35 protein-coding genes are annotated in these 21865 nt (G+C 39.8%); 28 read left to right on the plus strand and 7 right to left on the minus strand.

The features are described from left to right. Positions 1–12: 12 nt before the first annotated feature. The 22 genes from rplP (at position 13) to rplQ (ending at position 10697) form a co-directional block, all read left to right on the plus strand. The gene (gene rplP, locus HMPREF9456_RS02070) at positions 13–444 is read left to right on the plus strand and encodes a 50S ribosomal protein L16 (RefSeq protein ID WP_006841792.1); all 432 of its coding nucleotides are present in this window, start codon (positions 13–15) and stop codon (positions 442–444) included. A gap of 5 nt (positions 445–449) precedes the next feature. After that, positions 450–644 carry a 50S ribosomal protein L29 gene (gene rpmC, locus HMPREF9456_RS02075; protein WP_006841793.1) on the plus strand — a complete coding sequence of 65 codons (195 nt, stop codon included), beginning with the start codon at positions 450–452 and terminating at the stop codon, positions 642–644. Positions 645–654: 10 nt separating this feature from the next. Continuing rightward, positions 655–912 carry a 30S ribosomal protein S17 gene (rpsQ, locus tag HMPREF9456_RS02080; RefSeq protein ID WP_006800252.1) on the plus strand — a complete coding sequence of 86 codons (258 nt, stop codon included), beginning with the start codon at positions 655–657 and terminating at the stop codon, positions 910–912. A gap of 2 nt (positions 913–914) precedes the next feature. Next, entirely contained in the window at positions 915–1280 is a 366-nt protein-coding gene (rplN, locus tag HMPREF9456_RS02085; RefSeq protein WP_006841794.1) for a 50S ribosomal protein L14, read from the plus strand. A 19-nt stretch (positions 1281–1299) separates the two neighbouring features. Continuing rightward, complete coding sequence (gene rplX, locus HMPREF9456_RS02090; RefSeq protein ID WP_006841795.1) at positions 1300–1617, plus strand: 50S ribosomal protein L24; 318 nt, start codon at positions 1300–1302, stop codon at positions 1615–1617. Further along, complete coding sequence (rplE, locus tag HMPREF9456_RS02095; RefSeq protein ID WP_006841796.1) at positions 1617–2180, plus strand: 50S ribosomal protein L5; 564 nt, start codon at positions 1617–1619, stop codon at positions 2178–2180. Before rplX ends, rplE begins: the two co-directional genes overlap by 1 nt. 1 nt (position 2181) lies before the next feature. Beyond that, the gene (gene rpsN / locus HMPREF9456_RS02100) at positions 2182–2451 is read left to right on the plus strand and encodes a 30S ribosomal protein S14 (RefSeq protein WP_006841797.1); all 270 of its coding nucleotides are present in this window, start codon (positions 2182–2184) and stop codon (positions 2449–2451) included. Between the two features lie 65 nt (positions 2452–2516). Further along, on the plus strand, positions 2517–2912 hold the full coding sequence (gene rpsH, locus HMPREF9456_RS02105) for a 30S ribosomal protein S8 (protein WP_006841798.1): 396 nt from the start codon (positions 2517–2519) through the stop codon (positions 2910–2912). Between the two features lie 22 nt (positions 2913–2934). Next, positions 2935–3489: a 50S ribosomal protein L6 gene (gene rplF / locus HMPREF9456_RS02110; RefSeq protein ID WP_006841799.1), complete on the plus strand. Its 555-nt coding sequence runs from the start codon at positions 2935–2937 to the stop codon at positions 3487–3489. 19 nt (positions 3490–3508) lie between these two features. Continuing rightward, complete coding sequence (gene rplR / locus HMPREF9456_RS02115) at positions 3509–3853, plus strand: 50S ribosomal protein L18 (RefSeq protein WP_006841800.1); 345 nt, start codon at positions 3509–3511, stop codon at positions 3851–3853. A gap of 5 nt (positions 3854–3858) precedes the next feature. Further along, on the plus strand, positions 3859–4377 hold the full coding sequence (rpsE, locus tag HMPREF9456_RS02120) for a 30S ribosomal protein S5 (protein ID WP_006841801.1): 519 nt from the start codon (positions 3859–3861) through the stop codon (positions 4375–4377). 20 nt (positions 4378–4397) lie between these two features. Beyond that, a complete protein-coding gene (gene rpmD / locus HMPREF9456_RS02125) occupies positions 4398–4574 on the plus strand; it encodes a 50S ribosomal protein L30 (protein WP_006841802.1) in 177 nt (58 codons plus the stop codon). 31 nt (positions 4575–4605) lie between these two features. Further along, entirely contained in the window at positions 4606–5055 is a 450-nt protein-coding gene (rplO, locus tag HMPREF9456_RS02130) for a 50S ribosomal protein L15 (RefSeq protein WP_006841803.1), read from the plus strand. 1 nt (position 5056) lies between these two features. Then, positions 5057–6373 (plus strand): preprotein translocase subunit SecY, encoded by a 1317-nt coding sequence (gene secY, locus HMPREF9456_RS02135; protein ID WP_006841804.1) that lies wholly within the window; start codon positions 5057–5059, stop codon positions 6371–6373. Positions 6374–6385: 12 nt separating this feature from the next. Then, complete coding sequence (gene map / locus HMPREF9456_RS02140; protein WP_006841805.1) at positions 6386–7186, plus strand: type I methionyl aminopeptidase; 801 nt, start codon at positions 6386–6388, stop codon at positions 7184–7186. Between the two features lie 18 nt (positions 7187–7204). Then, complete coding sequence (infA, locus tag HMPREF9456_RS02145; RefSeq protein WP_006841806.1) at positions 7205–7423, plus strand: translation initiation factor IF-1; 219 nt, start codon at positions 7205–7207, stop codon at positions 7421–7423. A gap of 14 nt (positions 7424–7437) precedes the next feature. Beyond that, positions 7438–7554, plus strand: a complete 117-nt coding sequence (ykgO, locus tag HMPREF9456_RS16980; RefSeq protein ID WP_006841807.1) for a type B 50S ribosomal protein L36 — start codon at positions 7438–7440, stop codon at positions 7552–7554. 33 nt (positions 7555–7587) lie between these two features. Further along, positions 7588–7968 (plus strand): 30S ribosomal protein S13, encoded by a 381-nt coding sequence (rpsM, locus tag HMPREF9456_RS02150; protein WP_006841808.1) that lies wholly within the window; start codon positions 7588–7590, stop codon positions 7966–7968. Positions 7969–7978: 10 nt separating this feature from the next. After that, on the plus strand, positions 7979–8368 hold the full coding sequence (rpsK, locus tag HMPREF9456_RS02155; RefSeq protein WP_006841809.1) for a 30S ribosomal protein S11: 390 nt from the start codon (positions 7979–7981) through the stop codon (positions 8366–8368). A 105-nt stretch (positions 8369–8473) separates the two neighbouring features. Beyond that, a complete protein-coding gene (gene rpsD / locus HMPREF9456_RS02160; protein WP_006841810.1) occupies positions 8474–9082 on the plus strand; it encodes a 30S ribosomal protein S4 in 609 nt (202 codons plus the stop codon). 8 nt (positions 9083–9090) lie between these two features. Then, positions 9091–10083, plus strand: coding sequence for a DNA-directed RNA polymerase subunit alpha (locus tag HMPREF9456_RS02165; protein ID WP_006841811.1), 993 nt, complete (start codon positions 9091–9093; stop codon positions 10081–10083). An 8-nt stretch (positions 10084–10091) separates the two neighbouring features. After that, a complete protein-coding gene (gene rplQ, locus HMPREF9456_RS02170) occupies positions 10092–10697 on the plus strand; it encodes a 50S ribosomal protein L17 (protein ID WP_006841812.1) in 606 nt (201 codons plus the stop codon). 285 nt (positions 10698–10982) lie between these two features. Here the strand turns inward: rplQ and pbpC are convergent, their stop codons facing one another. From pbpC to HMPREF9456_RS02185, 3 genes are read right to left on the minus strand one after another with little or no spacing between them, the layout of a single operon-like run. Further along, complete coding sequence (pbpC, locus tag HMPREF9456_RS02175; protein ID WP_006841813.1) at positions 10983–13376, minus strand: penicillin-binding protein 1C; 2394 nt, start codon at positions 13374–13376, stop codon at positions 10983–10985. Then, the gene (locus HMPREF9456_RS02180) at positions 13369–13887 is read right to left on the minus strand and encodes a GNAT family N-acetyltransferase (protein ID WP_006841814.1); all 519 of its coding nucleotides are present in this window, start codon (positions 13885–13887) and stop codon (positions 13369–13371) included. Before HMPREF9456_RS02180 ends, pbpC begins: the two co-directional genes overlap by 8 nt. Then, positions 13884–14312, minus strand: a complete 429-nt coding sequence (locus tag HMPREF9456_RS02185) for a C-GCAxxG-C-C family protein (RefSeq protein ID WP_006841815.1) — start codon at positions 14310–14312, stop codon at positions 13884–13886. The genes HMPREF9456_RS02180 and HMPREF9456_RS02185 overlap by 4 nt, the downstream gene beginning before the upstream one ends. A 99-nt stretch (positions 14313–14411) precedes the next feature. Here HMPREF9456_RS02185 and HMPREF9456_RS02190 point away from each other — a divergent pair, with 99 nt between their 5' ends. The 5 genes from HMPREF9456_RS02190 (at position 14412) to HMPREF9456_RS02210 (ending at position 18679) form a co-directional block, all read left to right on the plus strand. Continuing rightward, on the plus strand, positions 14412–15455 hold the full coding sequence (locus HMPREF9456_RS02190) for a lysylphosphatidylglycerol synthase transmembrane domain-containing protein (protein ID WP_006841816.1): 1044 nt from the start codon (positions 14412–14414) through the stop codon (positions 15453–15455). Between the two features lie 112 nt (positions 15456–15567). After that, a complete protein-coding gene (locus HMPREF9456_RS02195; protein ID WP_006841817.1) occupies positions 15568–15996 on the plus strand; it encodes a DUF2147 domain-containing protein in 429 nt (142 codons plus the stop codon). A 20-nt stretch (positions 15997–16016) separates the two neighbouring features. After that, positions 16017–17153 (plus strand): glycerate kinase, encoded by a 1137-nt coding sequence (locus HMPREF9456_RS02200; protein WP_006841818.1) that lies wholly within the window; start codon positions 16017–16019, stop codon positions 17151–17153. Between the two features lie 17 nt (positions 17154–17170). Next, on the plus strand, positions 17171–17989 hold the full coding sequence (locus tag HMPREF9456_RS02205; RefSeq protein WP_006841819.1) for an alpha/beta hydrolase: 819 nt from the start codon (positions 17171–17173) through the stop codon (positions 17987–17989). Between the two features lie 33 nt (positions 17990–18022). Beyond that, positions 18023–18679, plus strand: a complete 657-nt coding sequence (locus HMPREF9456_RS02210) for a helix-turn-helix transcriptional regulator (protein WP_006841820.1) — start codon at positions 18023–18025, stop codon at positions 18677–18679. A gap of 156 nt (positions 18680–18835) precedes the next feature. Here HMPREF9456_RS02210 and HMPREF9456_RS02215 read toward each other — a convergent pair whose 3' ends face one another. Beyond that, entirely contained in the window at positions 18836–19309 is a 474-nt protein-coding gene (locus HMPREF9456_RS02215) for a hypothetical protein (protein ID WP_006841821.1), read from the minus strand. 207 nt (positions 19310–19516) lie between these two features. Here HMPREF9456_RS02215 and HMPREF9456_RS02220 point away from each other — a divergent pair, with 207 nt between their 5' ends. After that, positions 19517–20014, plus strand: a complete 498-nt coding sequence (locus HMPREF9456_RS02220) for a low molecular weight protein-tyrosine-phosphatase (RefSeq protein ID WP_006841822.1) — start codon at positions 19517–19519, stop codon at positions 20012–20014. Here the strand turns inward: HMPREF9456_RS02220 and HMPREF9456_RS02225 are convergent, their stop codons facing one another. From HMPREF9456_RS02225 to tatA, 3 genes are all read right to left on the minus strand, one after another. Then, entirely contained in the window at positions 20015–20965 is a 951-nt protein-coding gene (locus tag HMPREF9456_RS02225) for an NAD(P)-dependent oxidoreductase (RefSeq protein WP_006841823.1), read from the minus strand. It lies immediately after the preceding gene. A 131-nt stretch (positions 20966–21096) separates the two neighbouring features. Continuing rightward, a complete protein-coding gene (locus HMPREF9456_RS02230; RefSeq protein ID WP_006841824.1) occupies positions 21097–21519 on the minus strand; it encodes a hypothetical protein in 423 nt (140 codons plus the stop codon). Positions 21520–21620: 101 nt separating this feature from the next. Beyond that, the gene (tatA, locus tag HMPREF9456_RS02235; RefSeq protein ID WP_006841825.1) at positions 21621–21812 is read right to left on the minus strand and encodes a twin-arginine translocase TatA/TatE family subunit; all 192 of its coding nucleotides are present in this window, start codon (positions 21810–21812) and stop codon (positions 21621–21623) included. Between the last annotated feature and the right edge of the window lie 53 nt (positions 21813–21865).

Raw genomic sequence — 21865 nt, forward strand, 5'->3', positions numbered from 1 at the left:
GTTTGAAGTAAAATGTTACAACCGAAGAAAACAAAATTCAGAAGACAGCAAAAAGGTCGTATGAAAGGCATTGCTCAAAGAGGGCATGAATTGGCTTTCGGTTCATTTGGCATCAAAACCCTGGAAAACAAATGGATCACAGGACGCCAAATCGAAGCGGCTCGTATTGCAGTAACTCGTTACATGCAGCGTCAAGGACAAGTTTGGGTTAGAATTTTCCCTGACAAACCTATCACTAAGAAACCTGCCGAAGTACGTATGGGTAAAGGTAAGGGATCGCCGGAAGGTTTCGTTGCACCCGTTACACCAGGAAGAATCATATTCGAAATCGAAGGTGTATCTTATGATGTGGCAAAAGAAGCATTGCGCCTAGCAGCACAAAAGCTTCCTGTGACTACAAAATTTGTAGTTCGCAGAGATTATGACTTAACTCAAAACGCTTAAGAAGTATGAAAATTGCAGAAGTAAGAGAGCTTTCGGACAAAGAATTGAATGAAAGACTAGATGCTGAAAGAACAGCGTTAGACCAAATGGTGTTAAACCACAGTGTATCTCCATTGGACAATCCGACTAAGATTAAAGAAAAACGTCGCGATATCGCACGTTTCCTTACAGAGTTGCGCCAAAGAGAACTAAAAAAATAATTAAGAGCTGATGGAAACGAGAAATTTAAGAAAAGAAAGATTCGGGGTCGTTTTCAGTAACAAGATGGATAAAACCATCACTGTGGCTGTAAAATGGAAAGAAAAACACCCTATTTATGGAAAATTCGTTAACAAAACGAAGAAATATCACGCTCACGACGAAAAAAACGAGTGCAACATTGGCGACACAGTACGTATTATGGAAACTCGTCCGTTGAGTAAAACAAAGAGATGGAGATTAATAGAAATAATCGAAAGGGCTAAATAATTATGATACAACAAGAATCAAGACTAGTAGTTACTGATAACAGTGGAGCTAGAGAATGCTTATGTATCCGCGTATTAGGCGGTACAAGAAGACGTTATGCGTCTGTAGGGGATGTGATTGTGGTTGCTATCAAGAATGTAATCCCTTCGAGTGATATTAAGAAAGGTGCTGTAACAAAAGCAATGATCGTACGTACAAAAAAAGAAATCCGTCGTGCAGATGGTTCTTATATACGTTTCGACGACAATGCTTGTGTATTGCTAAACGCAGCAGGTGATATCAGAGGAAGCCGTATTTTCGGACCGGTTGCTCGCGAACTTCGCGCAACAAACATGAAAATCGTTTCATTGGCACCAGAGGTACTATAATTCAAAAAACTAAAAAGCAATGAGTAAATTACATATCAAAAAAGGCGATATAGTTTATGTGAATACTGGTGTCGATAAAGGTAAAACCGGTCGTGTGTTGAGAGTCTTTGTAGAAAAACAACGCGCTATCGTAGAAGGCCTTAACATGGTATCGAAACATACTAAGCCTAATGCTAAAAGTCCTCAAGGAGGAATTGAAAAGAAAGAAGCTGCTATCCATATCTCTAACCTGAACGTAGTAGACCCTAAAACAGGAAAACCTACACGTGTGGGCCGTAAAGAAGTAGATGGTAAGCTAGTACGTTACGCTAAAAAATCAGGGGAGGAAATTAAATAATGAGCAATACAACAACTCTTAAGACTGAATATAAAGACCGTATTGTTGCTTCTTTGATGACAGAATTCGGTTATAAGTCAACAATGCAGGTGCCTGTGTTGAAGAAAATAGTTATCAACCAAGGTCTTGGTCTTGCAGTTGCAGATAAGAAAATTATCGAAACAGCAGTTAACGAAATCTCAACCATCACAGGTCAAAAAGCTGTTGCGACATACTCTAAAAAGGATATCTCTAACTTTAAGTTGCGTCGTAAGATGCCGATTGGCGTAATGGTAACATTGCGTAACGAAAAGATGTATGAATTCCTTGAAAGACTTGTACGTGTAGCACTTCCTCGTATTCGTGACTTTAAAGGTATCGAAAGTAAGCTTGACGGACGTGGAAACTATACACTAGGTATCGAAGAGCAGATTATCTTCCCTGAAATTAATATCGACAACATTAGCCGTATTTTGGGAATGAATATTACCTTTGTAACTTCTGCAAAAACAGATGAAGAAGGTTATGCTTTACTTAGAGAGTTCGGATTACCATTTAAAAACGCAAAAAAAGAATTGATATAAGATGGCAAAAGAATCAATGAAAGCTCGCGAGGTAAAAAGAGCTAAACTGGTTGCTAAATATGCAGCTAAAAGAGCGCAGTTGAAAGCCGATGGCGATTACGAAGCGCTACAAGCTCTACCTAAGAATGCTTCACCTGTACGTCTGCACAATCGTTGCAGCCTTACAGGTCGTCCAAAAGGGTATATTCGCCAGTTTGGAATTTCCCGTATCCAATTTAGGGAAATGGCTTCTAAGGGGTTAATACCCGGAGTTAAAAAAGCAAGTTGGTAAGAAATTATTTTAGTATAGAATTAAATATTGTCCCGGTTGCGGGATTAATTTAAATCAATTTAAACATGACAGATCCAATAGCAGATTATTTGACGCGTGTTAGAAACGCTATCATGGCTGGACACAGAGTTGTGGAAATTCCAGCGTCAAATTTGAAGAAAGAGATTACAAAAATTCTCATGGAAAAGGGCTACATCCTTAACTATAAGTTTGTAGACGAGGGTCCTCAAGGTTCAATTAAGATTGCCTTGAAGTATGATCCGGTAAATAAAGTAAACGCGATTAAGAAATTAATCCGCGTATCGTCTCCAGGTCTACGTAAATACGTAGGGTATAAAGAAATGCCTCGTGTTCTTAACGGACTAGGTATAGCTGTAGTATCTACCTCTAAAGGAGTGATGACAGACAAGGAAGCTCGCGAACTGAAAGTTGGTGGCGAAGTAATGTGTTATGTTTATTAATTAAGAGGGAGGATAGAAAGTTATGTCAAGAATAGGAAAATTACCCGTAAATCTTCCGGCCGGAGTAACAGTTACTGTTGGCAAGGATAATGTAGTTACAGTAAAAGGGCCTAAAGGGGAACTATCGCAAGAAATTAATTCTGATCTCAAAGTCTCTGTTGAAGACGGATTGTTGTCTGTGACACGTCCTTCTGATGATAGAATTCATCGTGCGTTACATGGTCTTTACAGATCATTGATTAACAACATGGTTATTGGCGTTTCTGAAGGATATCGCAAAGAGTTGGAATTAGTAGGGGTTGGTTACCGTGCATCAAATGCAGGTCAGCTTCTGGAATTATCTTTAGGATTTACACACAACATCCACATGATGTTGCCTCCTGAAGTGAAACTAGAAACTAAATCGGAGAGAAACAAAAACCCTCTAATTATACTAGAATCTTGTGATAAACAGCTGATTGGCCAGATTTGTGCAAAAATCCGCTCATTCCGTAAACCGGAACCTTACAAAGGTAAAGGTATACGCTTTGTTGGTGAGATTATTCGTCGCAAGTCAGGTAAGGCCGCAGGTAAATAATTCATAAACTGTAGTAATCATGGTAACAAAGACAGAAAGAAGAAATAAAATAAAGATGCGTGTACGTGGCAAGATCCGCGGAACAAGCGAACGTCCACGCCTGACTGTATTCAGAAGCAACAAGCAAATTTATGCGCAAGTTATCGACGATTTGACAGGTAAAACTTTGGCGGCAGCATCTTCTCTGAAATTATCAGAGAAAGCTCCTAAAAAAGAAATAGCTGCTAAAGTTGGAGAACTTATCGCTAAGAGTGCTCAGGAAGCTGGTATTACAACTGTGGTATTCGACCGTAACGGTTACCTGTATCATGGTAGAATTAAAGAATTGGCAGATGCTGCCCGTAACGGTGGACTTAAATTTTAATAGAAATGGCAGGAGTTAACAATAGAGTAAAATCGACAAACGACATCGAACTAAAAGATAGACTAGTAGCTATCAACCGTGTTACTAAAGTAACAAAGGGAGGTCGTACATTCAGCTTTGCCGCTATCGTAGTTGTAGGTAATGAAGATGGTATCGTAGGCTGGGGCCTAGGTAAAGCGGGTGAAGTAACTACAGCCATTGCTAAAGGAGTTGAAGCTGCAAAGAAAAACCTTATCAAAGTTCCGATTCTTAAAGGAACAGTTCCTCACGAGCAAATCGCTCGTTTCGGTGGATCTGAAGTTATGCTTCGTCCTGCTGCTCCCGGTACAGGGGTTAAGGCAGGGGGTGCGATGCGTGCCGTACTTGAGAGTGTGGGAGTAACAGATGTATTGGCAAAGTCGAAAGGTTCGTCTAACCCTCACAACCTTGTGAAGGCTACTATCGAAGCTTTGGGCGAATTGAGAGATGCTTACACTGTAGCTCAGAATAGAGGTATTTCTATGGAAAAAGTGTTTAAAGGTTAATTTGCAAAGAAAAAATTATTATGGCAAAAATTAAAGTTAAACAAGTAAAGAGCAGAATCAAATGTCCTAAAGACCAAAAGATGACATTAGACGCTTTGGGTCTTAGAAAGTTGAATCGTGTAGTAGAGCATGAAGACACACCGTCTATCAGAGGTATGATCAACAAGGTGAGCCATCTGGTCTCTATTGTCGAGTAATTTAGTTTAGTAAGATAAAAAAATATAAAATATGAGTTTATCAAATATGAGACCTGCTGAAGGATCAACTAAAACTGGAAAGAGAATCGGACGTGGTACCGGATCTGGTTTAGGTGGTACTTCCACAAGAGGTCATAAAGGAGCTAAGTCCAGATCAGGTTATTCCAGAAAGTTTGGATTCGAAGGGGGTCAGATGCCGATTCAACGTCGTTTGCCTAAATTCGGTTTCAAAAACATTAACCGTGTTGAATACAAAGCTATCAACCTGGATGTTTTACAACGTTTAGCTGATGTTAAGAAACTTACAAAAATCGATGTTCAAACATTGATCGATGGCGGTTTCCTATCAGGTAATCAATTAGTAAAGATACTTGGAAACGGAGCCCTTACAGCTAAAGTTGACGTAGAAGCACATGCCTTCTCTAAATCAGCAGAAGCAGCTATTGAGGCTATAGGTGGAACAGTAACAAAACTGAAGTAAGATGGGATTGGTAAAAACACTGGAAAATATATGGAAGATTGAGGACCTTAGAAAAAGGCTCCTCATCACCTTCTTTTTCGTAGTGATCTATCGCTTCGGAGTTCACATCATCCTTCCCGGAGTAGATCCTCAGCAGCTTGCTAGTTTGCATTCTATGACTGCCGGAGGTTTGCTCGGAATATTGGATATGTTCTCGGGAGGTGCATTTGCCAATGCTTCGATCTTTGCATTAGGTATCATGCCTTATATCTCGGCATCTATCGTTATCCAATTATTGGGTATCGCGATACCATATTTCCAAAAGTTGCAGAGAGAAGGCGAAAGCGGACGTACCAAGATGAACCAATATACACGTTATCTGACAGTAGCAATCCTTGTATTCCAAGGACCTGCATACCTGTTGGGAGCGTTAGGACCTGCAGCCCCTTCTTCATGGGATTTTCTTATTCCTTCTACAATTATTCTTGCGGGAGGTAGTATGTTTGTCTTATGGTTAGGAGAGCGTATCACAGATAAAGGTATAGGTAATGGTGTTTCTTTCATTATCCTTGTGGGTATCATATCACGTCTTCCACATGCGCTGATCGGTGAATTTACTTCACGATTGAGCAACCCTGCTGGAGGATTGGTTATGTTTTTGGCAGAAATAGTATTTTTGTTACTGGTTGTTTGCGGAGCAATATTACTAGTACAAGGTACTCGCCGTATACCGGTTCAATATGCTAAGAGAGTAGTGGGTAACAAACAATATGGCGGAGCTCGTCAGTATATTCCACTTAAGGTAAATGCAGCGAACGTAATGCCTATCATCTTTGCTCAGGCAATCATGATGGTGCCAGTTATGTTTGCAGGATTCTCTACCGATAAAACAGGTTTTCTAGGGTCTTTTACCGATCATACAAGTGTAGTATACAATGTTGTACTTGCCGTACTTATTATTGCTTTCACATGGTTCTATACTGCTGTTACCATCAATCCGGTGCAGATGGCAGATGAACTGAAGCGCAACAATGGTTTCATTCCGGGTATCAAACCGGGCAAAAAGACAGCAGACTATATCGACTCGATAATGTCCCGTATAACATTCCCGGGATCATTGTTCTTGGCGTTGGTTGCTATCATGCCTGCATTTGCAAGTACTTTTGGAGTAAGCCGTGAGTTTTCTCAATTCTTTGGGGGAACATCGTTGCTGATTCTTGTGGGAGTTGTTTTGGATACACTGCAACAAATTGAGAGCCACCTATTGATGAGACATTACGATGGCTTATTGAAATCTGGTAGAATCAAAGGACGTTCGGGTTCGATCGCAGCTTATTAAGGAGGTTTATAAATGATATTCCTGAAAACAGACGAAGAAATTGAATTGATGCGTGAAGCTAACCGCCTGGTGGGTATGACCCTGGGCGAGGTAGCTAAACATATTAAGCCGGGGGTAACTCCTGCTCAGTTAGATAAAATTGCTAAAGAATTTATATACGATCACGGAGCAATACCTTCTTTCTTAGGATACAAGGGTGCTCCGGGAACCGTAGACTTTCCGGGTGCTATATGTGCTTCGGTAAACGATCAGGTGGTGCACGGTTTCCCTACTGATTATATTCTTAAAGATGGAGACGTGATCTCTGTTGATTGCGGTACTGAGAAGAACGGATTTTGTGGCGATTCGGCCTATACATTTTGTGTAGGAGAAGTTGCGGAAGATGTGAAAGCTTTGTTGCGGACAACAAAAGAATCTCTTTATTTGGGTATAGAGAAAGCTATAGAGGGTAATCGTATAGGAGATATCGGTGAGGCAGTACAAACATATTGTGAGAAACATGGCTATTCGGTCGTTCGCGAACTGGTTGGACATGGTATAGGTCGCAAGATGCACGAAGCTCCCGAGGTTCCTAACTATGGTAAACGAGGTACAGGCCCTTTGTTGAAAAAAGGTATGTGCATCGCCATAGAACCGATGATTAATATGGGAAGCAAGAATGTCGTTTTCGAAAATGATGGGTGGACTATAAGAACTCGTGACCGTAAACCTTCGGCTCACTTTGAGCATACAGTCGCTATTCGTCAGGGAAAAGCAGACATATTATCTACATTTGAATTTGTAGAAGCTGTTTTAGGAAGTAACGCAATTTAAAAAACCTTTTATTTATTTATGGCTAAACAATCGGCAATAGAACAAGATGGAGTTATAGTTGAAGCACTATCAAATGCTATGTTTCGTGTAGAACTCGAAAACGGTCACGAAATCACAGCACATATCTCAGGAAAGATGCGTATGCATTACATTAAAATACTTCCCGGAGATAAGGTACGTGTAGAGATGTCTCCTTATGATTTAACAAAAGGACGGATTTCATTCAGATACAAATAAAAAAAACATAAGATATGAAAGTAAGAGCATCAATTAAGAAGCGTACTGCTGACTGCAAGATTGTCAGAAGAAAAGGTCGCTTATACGTGATAAACAAAAAAAATCCTAAGTTCAAACAACGTCAGGGATAATTTATTAATTTTGCAAATTAATCTAAAAAATATATGGCAATAAGAATAGTTGGGGTCGATTTACCACAAAATAAGAGAGGCGAGATAGCCTTGACATACATTTATGGTATCGGACGTAGCTCTGCTAACAAAATCCTTGCTGAAGCAGGTATTGATAAAGATGTCAAGGTAAAAGACTGGAACGATGATCAGGCCGGAGCTGTGCGTGAAATCATCGCTGCTCAGTTTAAAGTAGAAGGAGACTTGCGTTCGGAAGTACAACTAAACATCAAGCGATTGATGGATATAGGTTGTTACAGAGGTATCCGTCATCGTATCGGTTTACCATTGAGAGGTCAAAGTACTAAGAACAACGCCCGTACACGTAAGGGTAGAAAGAAAACTGTTGCTAACAAGAAAAAAGCTACAAAATAATTAATTTGATATGGCAAAAAAAACAGTCGCAGCGAAAAAGAGAAATGTTAAGGTGGATGCAATTGGCCAGGCTCATGTGCATTCTTCTTTCAACAATATCATTATATCGCTTACAAACAATGATGGGCAGGTTATCAGCTGGTCATCGGCAGGGAAGATGGGTTTCAGAAGCTCAAAAAAGAACACTCCTTACGCAGCTCAGATGGCAGCACAGGATTGTGCTAAAGTAGCATTTGACCTTGGACTAAGAAAGGTGAAAGTATACGTAAAAGGACCGGGCAACGGACGTGAGTCTGCTATCCGTACTATCCACGCAGCAGGAATCGAAGTAACAGAAATCGTTGACGTTACTCCACTTCCTCACAACGGATGTCGTCCTCCAAAACACAGAAGAGTTTAATCAAATTTAAAAATTGGATCTTAAATTGTGATTTGATTACAAAAACCCTCTCTGTAGTCGCGGCTGCACAATTTTAGCTTCATTTCATTATTAATTAGAAAGAAAATGGCAAGATATACTGGACCAAAATCAAAAATCGCCCGTAAATTCGGAGAGCCAATATTCGGACCTGACAAAGTTCTCTCAAAAAAGAACTATCCTCCGGGACAACATGGTAACGGAAGAAAAAAGAAATCGTCCGAGTACGGTATTCAATTACGTGAAAAGCAAAAAGCAAAATATACATACGGAGTACTCGAAAGACAGTTCCGTAATATGTTTGATAGAGCTCTTGCTTCACGTGGAATCACAGGGGAAGTATTACTTCAGATGTTAGAATCAAGATTAGATAATGTTGTATTCCGTCTAGGAATAGCTCCAACAAGAGCAGCAGCACGTCAGCTTGTTTCTCACCGTCATATTGTAGTAGACGGATCTGTGGTAAATATTCCTTCATATTCACTAAAACCAGGCCAATTGGTAGGTGTTCGCGAAAAATCAAAATCACTTGAAGTAGTAGGCGAAGCATTATCTGGTTTTAACCATAGCAAATACCCTTGGATCGAGTGGGATCAAGCTACGATGACAGGAAAATTCTTACATCTTCCTGAAAGAGCGGATATCCCTGAAAACATTAAAGAACAGTTGATCGTAGAGTTGTATTCTAAAAATTAATTAAATTCATGGCTATATTAGCATTTCAAAAACCGGATAAAGTATTGATGTTAGAAGCGGATGATTTCTTCGGAAAATTCGAATTTCGTCCGTTAGAACCCGGGTATGGTATTACCGTGGGTAATGCTTTACGCCGTATTCTGCTTTCATCTCTTGAGGGTTTTGCTATCACTTCTATAAAAATCGACGGTGTCGAACATGAATTTGCAACCGTACCGGGTGTTATAGAAGATGTAACGAATATAATATTGAACTTGAAACAAGTTCGATTCAAGCAAATCGTAGAAGAGATTGAAACAGAAAAGGTAAGTATTACTGTCTCAGGTACCGAAGTATTCAAAGCTGGAGATATAGGGAAGCATCTGTCAGGATTTGAAGTATTAAACCCTGATCTTGTAATTTGTCACTTAGACAAAAGTGCAAGCTTCCAAATAGAATTGAATATTAACAAAGGCCGTGGGTATGTACCTGCTGATGAAAATCGTAGTCTGTCCGACGATGTTAATGTTATAGCTATCGATTCTATTTATACTCCGATCCGTAATGTAAAATATGCGATAGAAAACTATCGTGTAGAGCAGAAAACGGACTATGAGAAATTAGTAATAGAAATAGCAACCGACGGGTCTATTCATCCAAAAGATGCTTTGAAAGAAGCAGCTAAAATCCTTATTCATCACTTTATGTTGTTCTCTGACGAAAAGATTCTTCTTGAACAAAACGAAGTAGATGGTAACGAAGAGTTTGATGAAGAAATCCTGCACATGCGCCAGTTGCTTAAGACTAAGTTATCTGATATGAACCTTTCGGTTCGTGCACTTAACTGTCTGAAGTCAGCAGAAGTGGAAACACTTGGCGAATTGGTTCAGTTCAATAAGAATGACCTTCTTAAATTCAGAAACTTCGGTAAAAAATCGCTTACCGAGCTTGATGAGTTATTGGATAGCCTGAGCCTTTCATTCGGTATGGATATTTCTAAATATAAATTAGATAAAGATTAATAAGCGACATGAGACATAATAAAAAAATTAATCATTTAGGACGTAAAAGTGCACACAGAAATGCGATGTTATCCAATATGTGTACTTCTTTGTTACTTAGTCCTAATAAGCGCATCTTTACGACTGTAGCAAAGGCCAAAGCTTTGAGAAAAGTGGTTGAGCCTATTATTACTAAGTCAAAAGAAGATACAACTCAATCGAGACGTTTGGTTTTCCAAGAACTTCAGAGCAAAGCTGCTGTGACAGAACTGTTCCAGAATATCTCGCAGAAGATAGCCGACCGTCCGGGAGGATATACACGTATCATCAAGACAGGTAATCGTTTAGGTGACAATGCTTCAATGTGTTTTATCGAATTAGTAGACTATAACGAAAACATGTTGAAAGAGAAGAAAGCTGCAGCTAAAGGTAGAACTCGTCGTTCGAAGAAGAAAGATGAAGCTGCTCCTGCTGTAGAAGCTAAAGAAACTGCAAAAAAAGCAAAAGCAGAAAAGGTAGAAAAAGCTGAAGAAGTAGAAGCTTTGGAAGTTGCACCAGAAACTTTGCCGGTAGTTGAAGAAACTGCTGCGCCTGAAGCTCCGGTTGCAGAAGAACCTAAAAAAGAAGAAGAGTAAGAAATTACTCTTTTATATAAATAAAAAAAGTATCTGGGGATCCAGATACTTTTTTTATTTTTTAAATCGGCGATTTAATAGGGGCATACTCTAAATTGCGATTTCTTTTTAATATAGCTATTGTACACTGTGTTTTGTATGAAGGCTGAGAAGTCTTCTAAAAAAATATATTATAAAGATGCATTTCTTTTAAAAACGTTGCATGGGAATGTTGTAAAAAATAATATATTTTTCATTTTATTTTATAACTGATTGCTGTGTAGATGTTTGTGGTGTGTTTGTTTTTTATTTTATTGTGAATTTTGTGGAAAGACTAGCTCCGGTATCGTCTACTACGGTTAAAGTATGCTCTCCTTTTTCCGGAATATATTCTTTTTTGTGAAATATTTCAGTTTCTCCTATATATTGCCCATCGAGATGCCAGAACACACGGCTCTGAGGATTTCTGTGAGCCAGCTCAAATACAAGTTGTCCCGGAGAGCCATCCAACTGTTTCGGTAGTGAAATGAGGGCATTCGGAAAAGGATAAATAAACTCCATAGGTTTCACATCCGAATCTTTTATACATTCGGGAGAATAAGGAGGTAGAGAACGATAAAAAGGGTGCTGCTCTTTGTAATACCATTCCCACGATGGCGGTAGAATGAACCATGATGTATGTATAATACCTCTGCTGCCTGCACAGTTTTCGTAAACCTGATAACGCATATCCTCGGACAGGTGCACAAGTTTATGATATGGGCATGGCTTTGCTTCCAACCCTTTTTTGCAAATCCACATCGTGTCTATTTCTGTTTCGGGGCAATTCATACTTTTCAAGAATCCACTTTCGTGACATATCTCTGCTCTTACAAGATCTCGATCAGGTCTTTCGAACCAACGGCTTTGCGGTAATGAACTGAATATGTCGAACATCACCATGCCGGCAGTACGAGCACCGGTTAGCCCGGGGCGTCCTTCTCCATCCGAATTTCCAACCCAGACTCCAACTACATATTTGGGATTTACACCCACAGCCCATCCGTCACGAAACCCAAAGCTGGTACCCGTTTTCCACGCTATCTTTTGTATAGATGGTATCGACCGCCAATCTATTTCTTCGGGGCGGTTCAGGTTTGTCAGGGCATCGAATGTTTGCCAGATTGCTCCTGCCGAAAATAGCGGGTTTCTGATACGGTCGTCTTTTTCTCCATTATTTTTATTCAGTATATAAGATGGTTGATTCAGTTCGTAATATCTGCCATCTTCATTATAAAAGTTTAATTGCTGCGCCATACTGAGGTACATAGAGCTTATATCCCATAGTTTCCCTTCTGCACCGCCTAATATAAGAGACAGTCCATAATTGTCGGCAGAACGGTTGAGTGTAGTCATTCCCGCCTTTTTGAGGAGGTTATAGAATTTGGGTATGCTATAATTGCGAAGGGATACCACAAACGGAACGTTTAGAGAGCGTGCAAGAGCCTCGGAGGCATAAACGGCTCCATCGTATTGCAAGCTGAAGTTCTTGGGCGCAAACCCTCCTATATTGATCGGTATGTCGGGTAGGAGTTGATTGGGGAGTAATTCTCCCTCTTGCAACATAGCACAATAGAGAAAAGGCTTGAGTATACTGCCTGTACTGCGAGGGGCTTGTATGATGTCTACCTGATTGGCGGAGATATCTTTCTCGAAATCAACGTTCCCGCAATAGGCTACAACCTCATTCTTTTCTACATCGAAAACTATTGCTGCTATATTTTTAATTCCATTTTGGGCAAATTCTGCATTCCAACGGTTAAGAATAGATTCTGTCTGTTCTTGTTGGTATTTATCTATGGTGGTTGTTATATGTTTACCTCCATCCTCTTTGTATATGCGGGTAACCAAGTGTGGTGTTATCTGTGGTAGAGCATAAGGCTGAAAGGGTAAAGGTTCGCCTACTGCCAGTTCGTAATCTATTTTTTCTATAATACCTCGCTGATGAAGTGTTTCCAGCAACTTGTTTCTCTTGCTCAGAAGCTTGTCTCTGTTTTTACCGAAGTGCATCAGGCTCGGAGAATTGGGGAGTACGGCGAGGGTTGCTGCCTCTGCCCATGATAGTGTTGCCGCCTGATGTCCGAAGTATCGCCACGATGCAGCGTCTATTCCTACCACGTTGCCTCCCATCGGAGCATGTGATGCATACAGATTAAGTATTTCGTCTTTAGAGTATGAAAATTCGAGGCGTGTAGCCAATATCATCTCAATGAATTTTTCTCCGAATGTGCGGTTCTCTTTCCGAGACAGACGGATGGTTTGCATGGTGATAGTACTTGCCCCGCTGATAATTTTTCCGCTGCTGATATTCTGTTTTACAGCACGTGCTATTGCTAAAGGGTTTACCCCCCAATGTGCACGGAAGTGCTGGTCTTCGAACTCTATCAGGCAGATCTTATACTTTTCAGGGATGGAATCACTTGTGGGAAAACGCCATTGCTGATCGTCTGCAATACGTGCGCCAAGCAGCTCTTCGTGTCTGTCGGATACAACTGTACTATATGGTACATGGAATAGGGGAGAAGGCAAACAAAATATATACCACACAAGAAGAATGAGACAAATCGGAATACCTATTTGGTACTTCTTTTTTGCTCCTTTATACTTCTCCCATAAGCGCAAAATAAATGCTTTGATGCTTTGTGTATATTTTTCAATCATGTATTCTTATAGCGTATTTGTGTTCGATGCAATTTTCGCCTTTGCAAACTAGCCGGGTTTCGAAGTCCGGAACTTTAACCATGCCCAATGATTGCATCAACCTGACAGAAGGGATGTTTCTTGAATCGGTGATCCCTATTATTTCTTTTACATCTTTATTTTTAAGGAAATAACGAATGAGAATGTTCAATGATTCTTTTGCGAACCCCATGCCCTGATACTCGGGCGAAATATTGCAACCGACTTCTGCTATATTATCACTAACCTTGAAAGCGCAATCACCTATAACTTTTCCCTGATACACGATAGCCAAGCCTATCCATTTATTTTCTTGGTCCAAATTAGGATTACAGCATCTGCTGACAAAATCTTGCGTTTGCTCCATGGTAAAAGGTTCCCAATATTGATATTTGGCTACTTCGGGCAACGAGCGATAATTGTATATAGCTTCAGTATCGGTTTCTAAGATTGCTCTTAGTTTTATTCTTTCCGAGTGTAGAGTAAAATTCATTTCTTTCTGATTAAATGTTCTTCGATAAGTTCGGCGGATAACTTAACGAATTTGGAACATCGTTTTTTACCATCGGCAGGTTCGGGTTCTTTCTCCAGTTCGAGTAAGAGATTCTGACAGATGACTGATTTGTTTTCTTTCTTAAATTCATTCATTAGATATTGTGCCTTATCGAATGAATATTGTTTCCCATCCTGATCGTTGGCTTTTGCCGTTCCTGTTTCCAGTCCGGCTATCATTGTCATGGCGGATACAGCTCCGCACATCTCACGTGTCCCGGCCATCCCGCCACCGAATGTGCAGGATAGTTTCAGGGCTGTTTCAGGGTCGATACCATACATATCCGCATAAGCTGTGAAGACTGCTTGAGCGCAATTATAACCGCTATTGAATAAAGCGATTGCTTTTTCTACTCTGTTTTGCATATCGTTCATTTGTTATTAAGAGTTCGCCTATGTAAATGTACGAAAGAAAAGAAAAAGACGAAATGTTTTCTTATTTTTGTACGTTTTCAGATTTTAAATATGGAAAAAGAATCTCAAGGATTTAGTATATGGAAGATATTGCTCCCTACCTTCATCGGTATAGGAGTTATCATATACATGCTTAGCCGTGAATTTGACATGTCTGATCTGAAACAGATAACGATTACAGAACATACTGTATTCTGGATATGTATAGCCTTTTGTTTTATGTTGGGGCGTGATATCGGCTTTACAATCCGTTATCGCTATCTTACCGAAAAGCAATTGTCGTGGATACAATGTATCAAAGTCACTCTTTTGGCTGAATTTGGTTCGGCAATAACACCCTCGGTAGTAGGAGGTTCTACAATGGCTGTTGTTTTCTTGACAAAAGAGAAAATCCCTGTCGGGCGAAGTACGGCAATGGTTTTTGTTACGTTGTTGCTCGACGAAATGTACTTTGTTGTTACATTTCCTATTCTACTTCTTCTTATCCCTTTCGATACTTTATTTTCCGACCATTCGGCCCTTGGTAACGGAGTGTTAGCTTTGTTTGCGGTCGCTTATCTCATAAAAATGGTTTTGTGTACACTGCTGGTAATTGGGCTGTTTTTTAGACCTCAGGCAATACGCTGGCTTATTATTAAGCTTTTTAGATTACCATTTCTGAGGCGATGGCACAAAAGTGCGGTGAAGGCGGGGGATGATCTGGTTATTAGTTCGAGGGAAATACGAGGAAAAGGTTTTTCTTTTTGGTGGCCTCTGATACTCGCTACCATTTTGTCTTGGGGGTCACGATATCTGGTAGTCAATGCTATCTTTATGGCGTTCTTTACTGTGCATGACAATCTGCTTATCTTTGCCCGTCAGTTTGTGATGTGGATTATGATGGTAGTAAGCCCTACACCCGGAGGAAGCGGTTTCAGTGAGTTTATCTTTAAAGAATATCTGAGCGAATTTATACCATTAGTAGGTGTTGTGCCGTTGATGATCCTTTTGTGGCGATTGCTTACCTATTATAATTACCTGTTGATGGGGGCGTTAATTGTTCCTCGCTGGGTAAAGAAATCTTTTGGAAAACAACAAGAAAAGGAAGAGAACTAAATCTCTTTACAATATTTATTATTTCAGACTTCACTTTTAGAAAGTTTCAAAATAAACTATTCTTTATTTTTGACTATTTTCGCATACGAATAACCAATTAAAAAATTATTGTATGAAATTAAAACTTATATTGCTGTCGGCGTTCTTTATTTCTATACTTACTGCAAATGCACAGTCTGTAGTTGGTAAATGGAAAACATTTGATGATGAAACCAAAGAAGCTAAATCGATTGTAGAAATTACCGAACGTGGCGGTAAAATCTATGGAAAAGTGATCGAGATCCTCAATCCTGCCAAGAAAGATATAAAGTGTAAAGACTGTTCGGGGGCTGATAAAGACAAGCCGGTTCTTGGCCTTGAGATTCTAAAAGGCTTATCTAAAGATGGCAAAGAATATAGTGACGGAAAGATACTAGACCCTTCGAATGGTAAACTGTACAAATGTACCGTATCGCTTGACGGAAACGATAAGCTGAAAGTAAGGGGCTATGTCGGCATTTCGGCTTTTGGAAGAACACAGGTCTGGACAAGAGTGAAGTAAATCTACGAAGTTACTAATCTGTGAAAAACCCAATTTTTGTATTAGCTCCCGATTCGTTTAAAGGTTCCATGACAGCCAAGCAAGTGTGCGATGCAATGGAAAGAGGTATAAAAAGAGTCTATCCCGAAGCAATATGCACGAAAATTCCAATGGCAGATGGAGGAGAGGGAACTGTGCAATCTTTGGTAGATGCTACCGGAGGCAAGGTATATGAAGAGCGTGTAACAGATCCGTTAGGAGGTATTGTCTTTGCTAAATATGGAATTCTGGGTGACGGATCTACTGCCGTTATTGAGATGGCATCGGCAAGCGGACTCTACTTGATAGATAAGGGTAGCCGCAATCCACTTGTGACCACTACATACGGCACAGGTGAGTTGGTTAAGGCATGCCTCAACAGAGGCGTAACAAAAATAATATTGGGAATAGGAGGTAGCGCTACCAACGATGGTGGCGCAGGCTTCGCCCAAGCATTAGGAGTCAGATTCCTTGATAAGGAAAATAAAGATCTGCCGTTTGGCGGATTAGCTCTTCGAGAATTGGACAAGATAGATATTTCTTCTATAGATCAGCGATTGCAAGATATAGATATTGAGGTAGCCTGTGATGTATCCAATCCTTTGTGCGGAGAAAACGGAGCCTCTTTTGTTTTCGCACCGCAAAAAGGAGCTACTGCGGAAATGGTAAGTACTCTGGATGATGCATTGCTGCATTATGCAGAAGTGATAAAAAATCAACTGGGCAGAGACGTGAAAGATGTGCCGGGAGCCGCTGCTGCCGGAGGTCTTGGTGCAGGATTGCTAACGTTTACAAATGCACGTTTACAGAAAGGAATAGATATTATAATTGACTATACCAATCTTAAAGCTGCTATAAAAAAAGCTGATGTAGTATTTACCGGTGAAGGTAAAATCGATTTCCAAACCCAATACGGGAAAACCCCTTATGGCGTCGCTCAACTGGCACGAGCAGAAGGGAAAAAAGTAATAGCTATTGCAGGAGATGCGGAAAAAGGAGCACAGGAGTTATATGCTTCTGTCTTTGATTTTATAATTCCTATTAAACCTGAAAGTGTTTCCCTGGATGAATCGATGAAAAGAGGAGAGGAGTATGTAGAGCAGGCTATTGCAGACTTCTTGACGAAGCATGAACTATAATTATTGACTAAAATATTATGAAAAAACAAGCTGTTTTATTTTTACTTGCAATCTTTGCTTTGTGTTCTGTACAGGCTCAGACTGTGGATACAATTGAGGTATTCAGTGCTAAAATGAACCGAAGTATTAAAAATGTGATAATTCTTCCTGATGGATATAAGAAGGATGGTACGGTTAAATACCCTGTGCTGTATCTTCTGCATGGCTACTCGGGACGTTATGATTCGTGGGTGTCGCTCAAACCAACACTACCGCAAGATGCTACCCGATTGGGGATGATCGTTGTTTGCCCCGATGGACAAAATAGCTGGTATTGGGATAGCCCTATCGATCCTAAGTTTCAGTTTGAGACCTACGTGAGCAAAGAATTGGTGCAGTATATCGACCAAAATTATAAAACAATTACTTCACCCAAAGGCCGTGCGATAACAGGGCTTAGCATGGGTGGTCATGGAGGTTTGTGGCTAGGTATAAACCATCCTGATGTTTTTGGTGCGTGCGGGTCGATGAGTGGAGGTTTAGATATTCGCCCTTTCCCAAACAACTGGGATATGAAGCTGCGTATAGGTTCGTATAAAGAGAACTCCGAATTGTGGGATAGCCATACGGTGATTAATCAACTGGATAAGATAGAACCGGGCTCGTTATCTATTATTTTCGATTGCGGAACAGACGACTTTTTCTATCAGGTAAACGAGCAATTGCACAAAGAAATGGTATACCGAAATATCAATCATGATTATATTGTTCGTCCGGGAGGACATACAGGAGAATACTGGAATAACGCAATTGATTATCAAATGCTATTTTTTTATAAGTTTTTTAAACAGAAATAACTAACTTTACTGTTCTTTGCATCAAATGAATAAATGGAACAGAAAGATGTTATAATCGTAGACCGACAAGGTATAACCCGTATCGGGATGGAGACGCTGGTAGGTGAGACAAAAAAAGCCTCTTCGGTACTTTTCACGGAAAGTAAATCTGAACTGGTAAGATTGTTGAGCTCTCACCCCGAAGCCGTTGTGATACTGGACTATACCCTGTCTGATTTTATAAGCGTAGATGACTTGCTGAATGTAGGTTATCGCTTTTCGCATGTAAACTGGTTGTTATTCTCCGAAGAACTGAGCTATGACTTCCTGCGCAGATTGACATCTACGAGCGAAGCATACAGTATTGTGCTCAAGTCGTCGGGACTCGATGAGATAAATATTGCGCTGGCTCATGTATTAAGGGGCGAACGTTTTATTTGTGCAAGGGTTGCCAACCAATTACTGCAAGCACAGAAAGCACCTACCGATACTGTGGATCATATACTGACCTCTACAGAAAAAGAAATACTGAAAGAAATAGCCATAGGACGTACTACAAAAGAAATTGCGGCGAATCGCAATCTTAGCTTTCATACTATCATTACTCACCGTAAGAATATCTTTCGCAAGCTGGAAGTAAACAATGTGCACGAAGCAACGAAATATGCGATGCGTGCAGGGCTGATTGATATGGCAGAGTATTATATCTGATTCTCAGATAATAGTTTATTTATAAAAGCCTTTATTTCATGTTACTCCTTTATCATTCTGACGAAGGAAGGATACTTGTTGCTAAATATAGAAACTTCGTTACCTCAGTATGAAAAAAAGTTTAAGATAACTTCATTGTTTACATTATGGATATAATTACTCCCAATAGTGCTTCATTTGTTCAACTTCTTTGCGGTTTTGTATAAGGTTAATCATGATGTCAGTTTTCGTAATAAAAGTTTTATTATTTCTCATATCCTTTCTTATTAGTAGCATTAATTCAAGAAAATATTTCATATGCTTATTGTCGTCTTTATACTCATTCGTATAGCAAAGCCATTCGTTGAATTTTCTAAATACTTCGTCCGAACCGTATATAAACAAATCTTTTTTAGCTTCGAGCATTCGTTCCGTCATAATTGTACTATCGGACTTCTTCTCCTTTTTTACATCTTTTAGTATATTATAAAACATACCGACCAAGTCAGCATAAGCCATATATTTTTTTTCTGAAAGTTGACTTTCAATAATTTTTATTTTTTCAGTTTTCCTTTGAATAATCAGACCGAAAATGGCACATACAGCTGTTAATACTGCAATGAAAATCGAGATGAGAGTTGTTACATCCATGGCTTATTTATTAATTATGGGTTAATTTATTCTCATAAAGATAGTGATTGTTTAATTATAATTATTAAAATTCATTATTCCATTTCCGAACGAAATTTATCTGTCATCTGTTCTAAGAAAGTGCTTTAATTAGGGTACTAAGCAAATAATTATATCTTTGTATAAATCGTTATTAATCGATTAATATAAACCAAAACGAAAAAATAAATGCAAAATATTGACAATCAAAAGGAATATAAAGTACTCTTCGTCTGTTTAGGAAATATCTGCCGCTCTCCTGCTGCGGAAGGAATTTTCAAGACGAAGGTAAAAGAGCAGGGGTTAAGTGATAAAATTACGGTTGATTCGGCGGGAACGTCAGGATATCATATCGATGAATTGCCCGACTTACGAATGAGAAAGCATGCAACACGGAGGGGTTATACACTGGATTCTTTGTCTCGTAAGTTCACGGTGAACGACTTCGATAATTTTGATCTTATCTTGGTGATGGACGACAACAATCATCGTGATGTAATGCGACTGGCACCCGACTTGGAATCGGAAAAGAAGGTATACCGTATGATGGATTTTTCGCAAGACTTTGTACACGATCACGTACCCGATCCTTACTACTCGGGCGCTGATGGCTTCGAGCTGGTTCTCGATCTGCTGGAAGATTCTTGTGATGGGCTGCTGAATAAAATAAAGAAAGGTGAATTGTAACTAATTCACCTTATCTATTTGTCCTCCTTCAAAGAAGTTGATTATATTTTTTACCACTTCGTGAGCCATATCCCGCCGTGCGCTATAAGTGCCTGTTCCGGCATGAGGGGAGAGAATGGCATTATCCAATTCCAATAGTTCCGGGAAAATCTTAGGCTCTTTTTCGAACACATCAAGACCCGCCGCATATATTTCTCCTGTTTTCAAGGCTGCGGCAAGAGCTTTCTCGTCTACCAGTTGCCCACGGGCAGTATTGATAAGTATAGCACTGTTTTTCATTTTCTTGAATTCGGCTTCTCCCATCAGGTGATAAGTCTCGGCTGTGGCAGGTGCGTTAAGCGATACCACGTCCGACTCTTTGAGGAGTGTGTCGAAATCTACATAGGTGGCGTTATACTTCTCTTCAATGTCTTTTGGCAGCCTGTTTCTATTATGATAAATGATGTTCATGCCCGATGCTATGGCTCTGCGTGCAACCGCCTGCCCGATACGCCCCATGCCATATATACCAAGCGTTTGCCCATAGAGCGAAACGCCCAAATCTCCATATATACTCCAATCGAGTCTGACGCCAGAGTGCAACTTGTGATTGTAGTAAGCGACTTTACGCGCTGTTGCCATCATCAGGGTAAAGCACAACTCTGCTGTAGGTTCTAGTACCGACTGGGGAGTGTTGGTTACGGCAATGCCTTTCGAGGCAGCATATTCCACATCTATATTGTTATAGCCTACACCATAGTTGGCTATCAGTTTTAGGTTTTTTGCAGCATCTATGATCTCTGCATCTGTCTGAAACGAAAAATTAGGGACGAATACATCTATGTCGGATATCTGTTCTAGAATTTCATCTTTCGTGAACAGCTTGTTTTCGGGGTATATAATGATAAATTTTCCTTCAAGTCCGGCAAAATCTTCCCGCCTGAAATTATGCCCCATCAATATCTTTTTCATCTTAATGTTTTTGAGTTAAGTAATAAATAGCATTACCGATCATCTTCCGGCTTTATCATGTTTGCGAAGAAAGTGTTTTCACTGCTCAGGTCGGATTGTTCGCATCTATCTAAATGACAGAATCTTCTGTTTTACAAGACTCCTTTTTCGACAAGCATTTCTTTTATCTTCAGCCAGTCCACATAAGGCCTGTCACAAATACTTTCGTCGTAAATAAGCGGACATCCCAGATTGGCATCATCTATGTAAAGATGTCCATAGGCCTTGGGCGATGATGTCCAAAACCGTTGGGTCGGATTTTTTTGAATGCCATACAAAGGTATGCCATTATCTTCAAACCATTTTACGGCTTCTGTCAGTACGTTTTCTTCAACGATGACTTCCTCGCCATTTATTTTTTTCTTCTTTTTGCGGTCGCTGCGCATCGTAAAGAGTATCAGCCGATGCCCCTTATCCGTTAGTTCTTTCAAAACAGGTATTGCGCCAATATCTTTTCCTATATTAGGGAACTCATGTGTTACACATGTCCCGTCAAAATCTATACATATATCCATATTACTTAAAACAGAAATAAAACGCTTTTGTTTACAAATCGAAAAACCCGGATTATAACTAATCCGGGCCTATATCAAAAGAATAATTTTCTAAGAAATTATTACTTGTTTTCAGAAGTTCCGTTTATATCGTCTTCAAGGCCATTTACACCATCTTTGAAGCTTTTTACTCCTTTACCCAATCCTTTCATGAGTTCAGGAATTTTCTTTCCTCCAAACAATAGTAAAACAACAATGGCAATGATGATGATTTCTCCGGTTCCTAAGTTTCCTAAAAATAAAAGAGTGTTCATCTGGCTATTAATTTATATCGTTATACATTTAGATTGCTAAAGTAGTCAGAATA

The organism is Dysgonomonas mossii DSM 22836 (assembly GCF_000213575.1).
Lineage (GTDB): Bacteria > Bacteroidota > Bacteroidia > Bacteroidales > Dysgonomonadaceae > Dysgonomonas > Dysgonomonas mossii.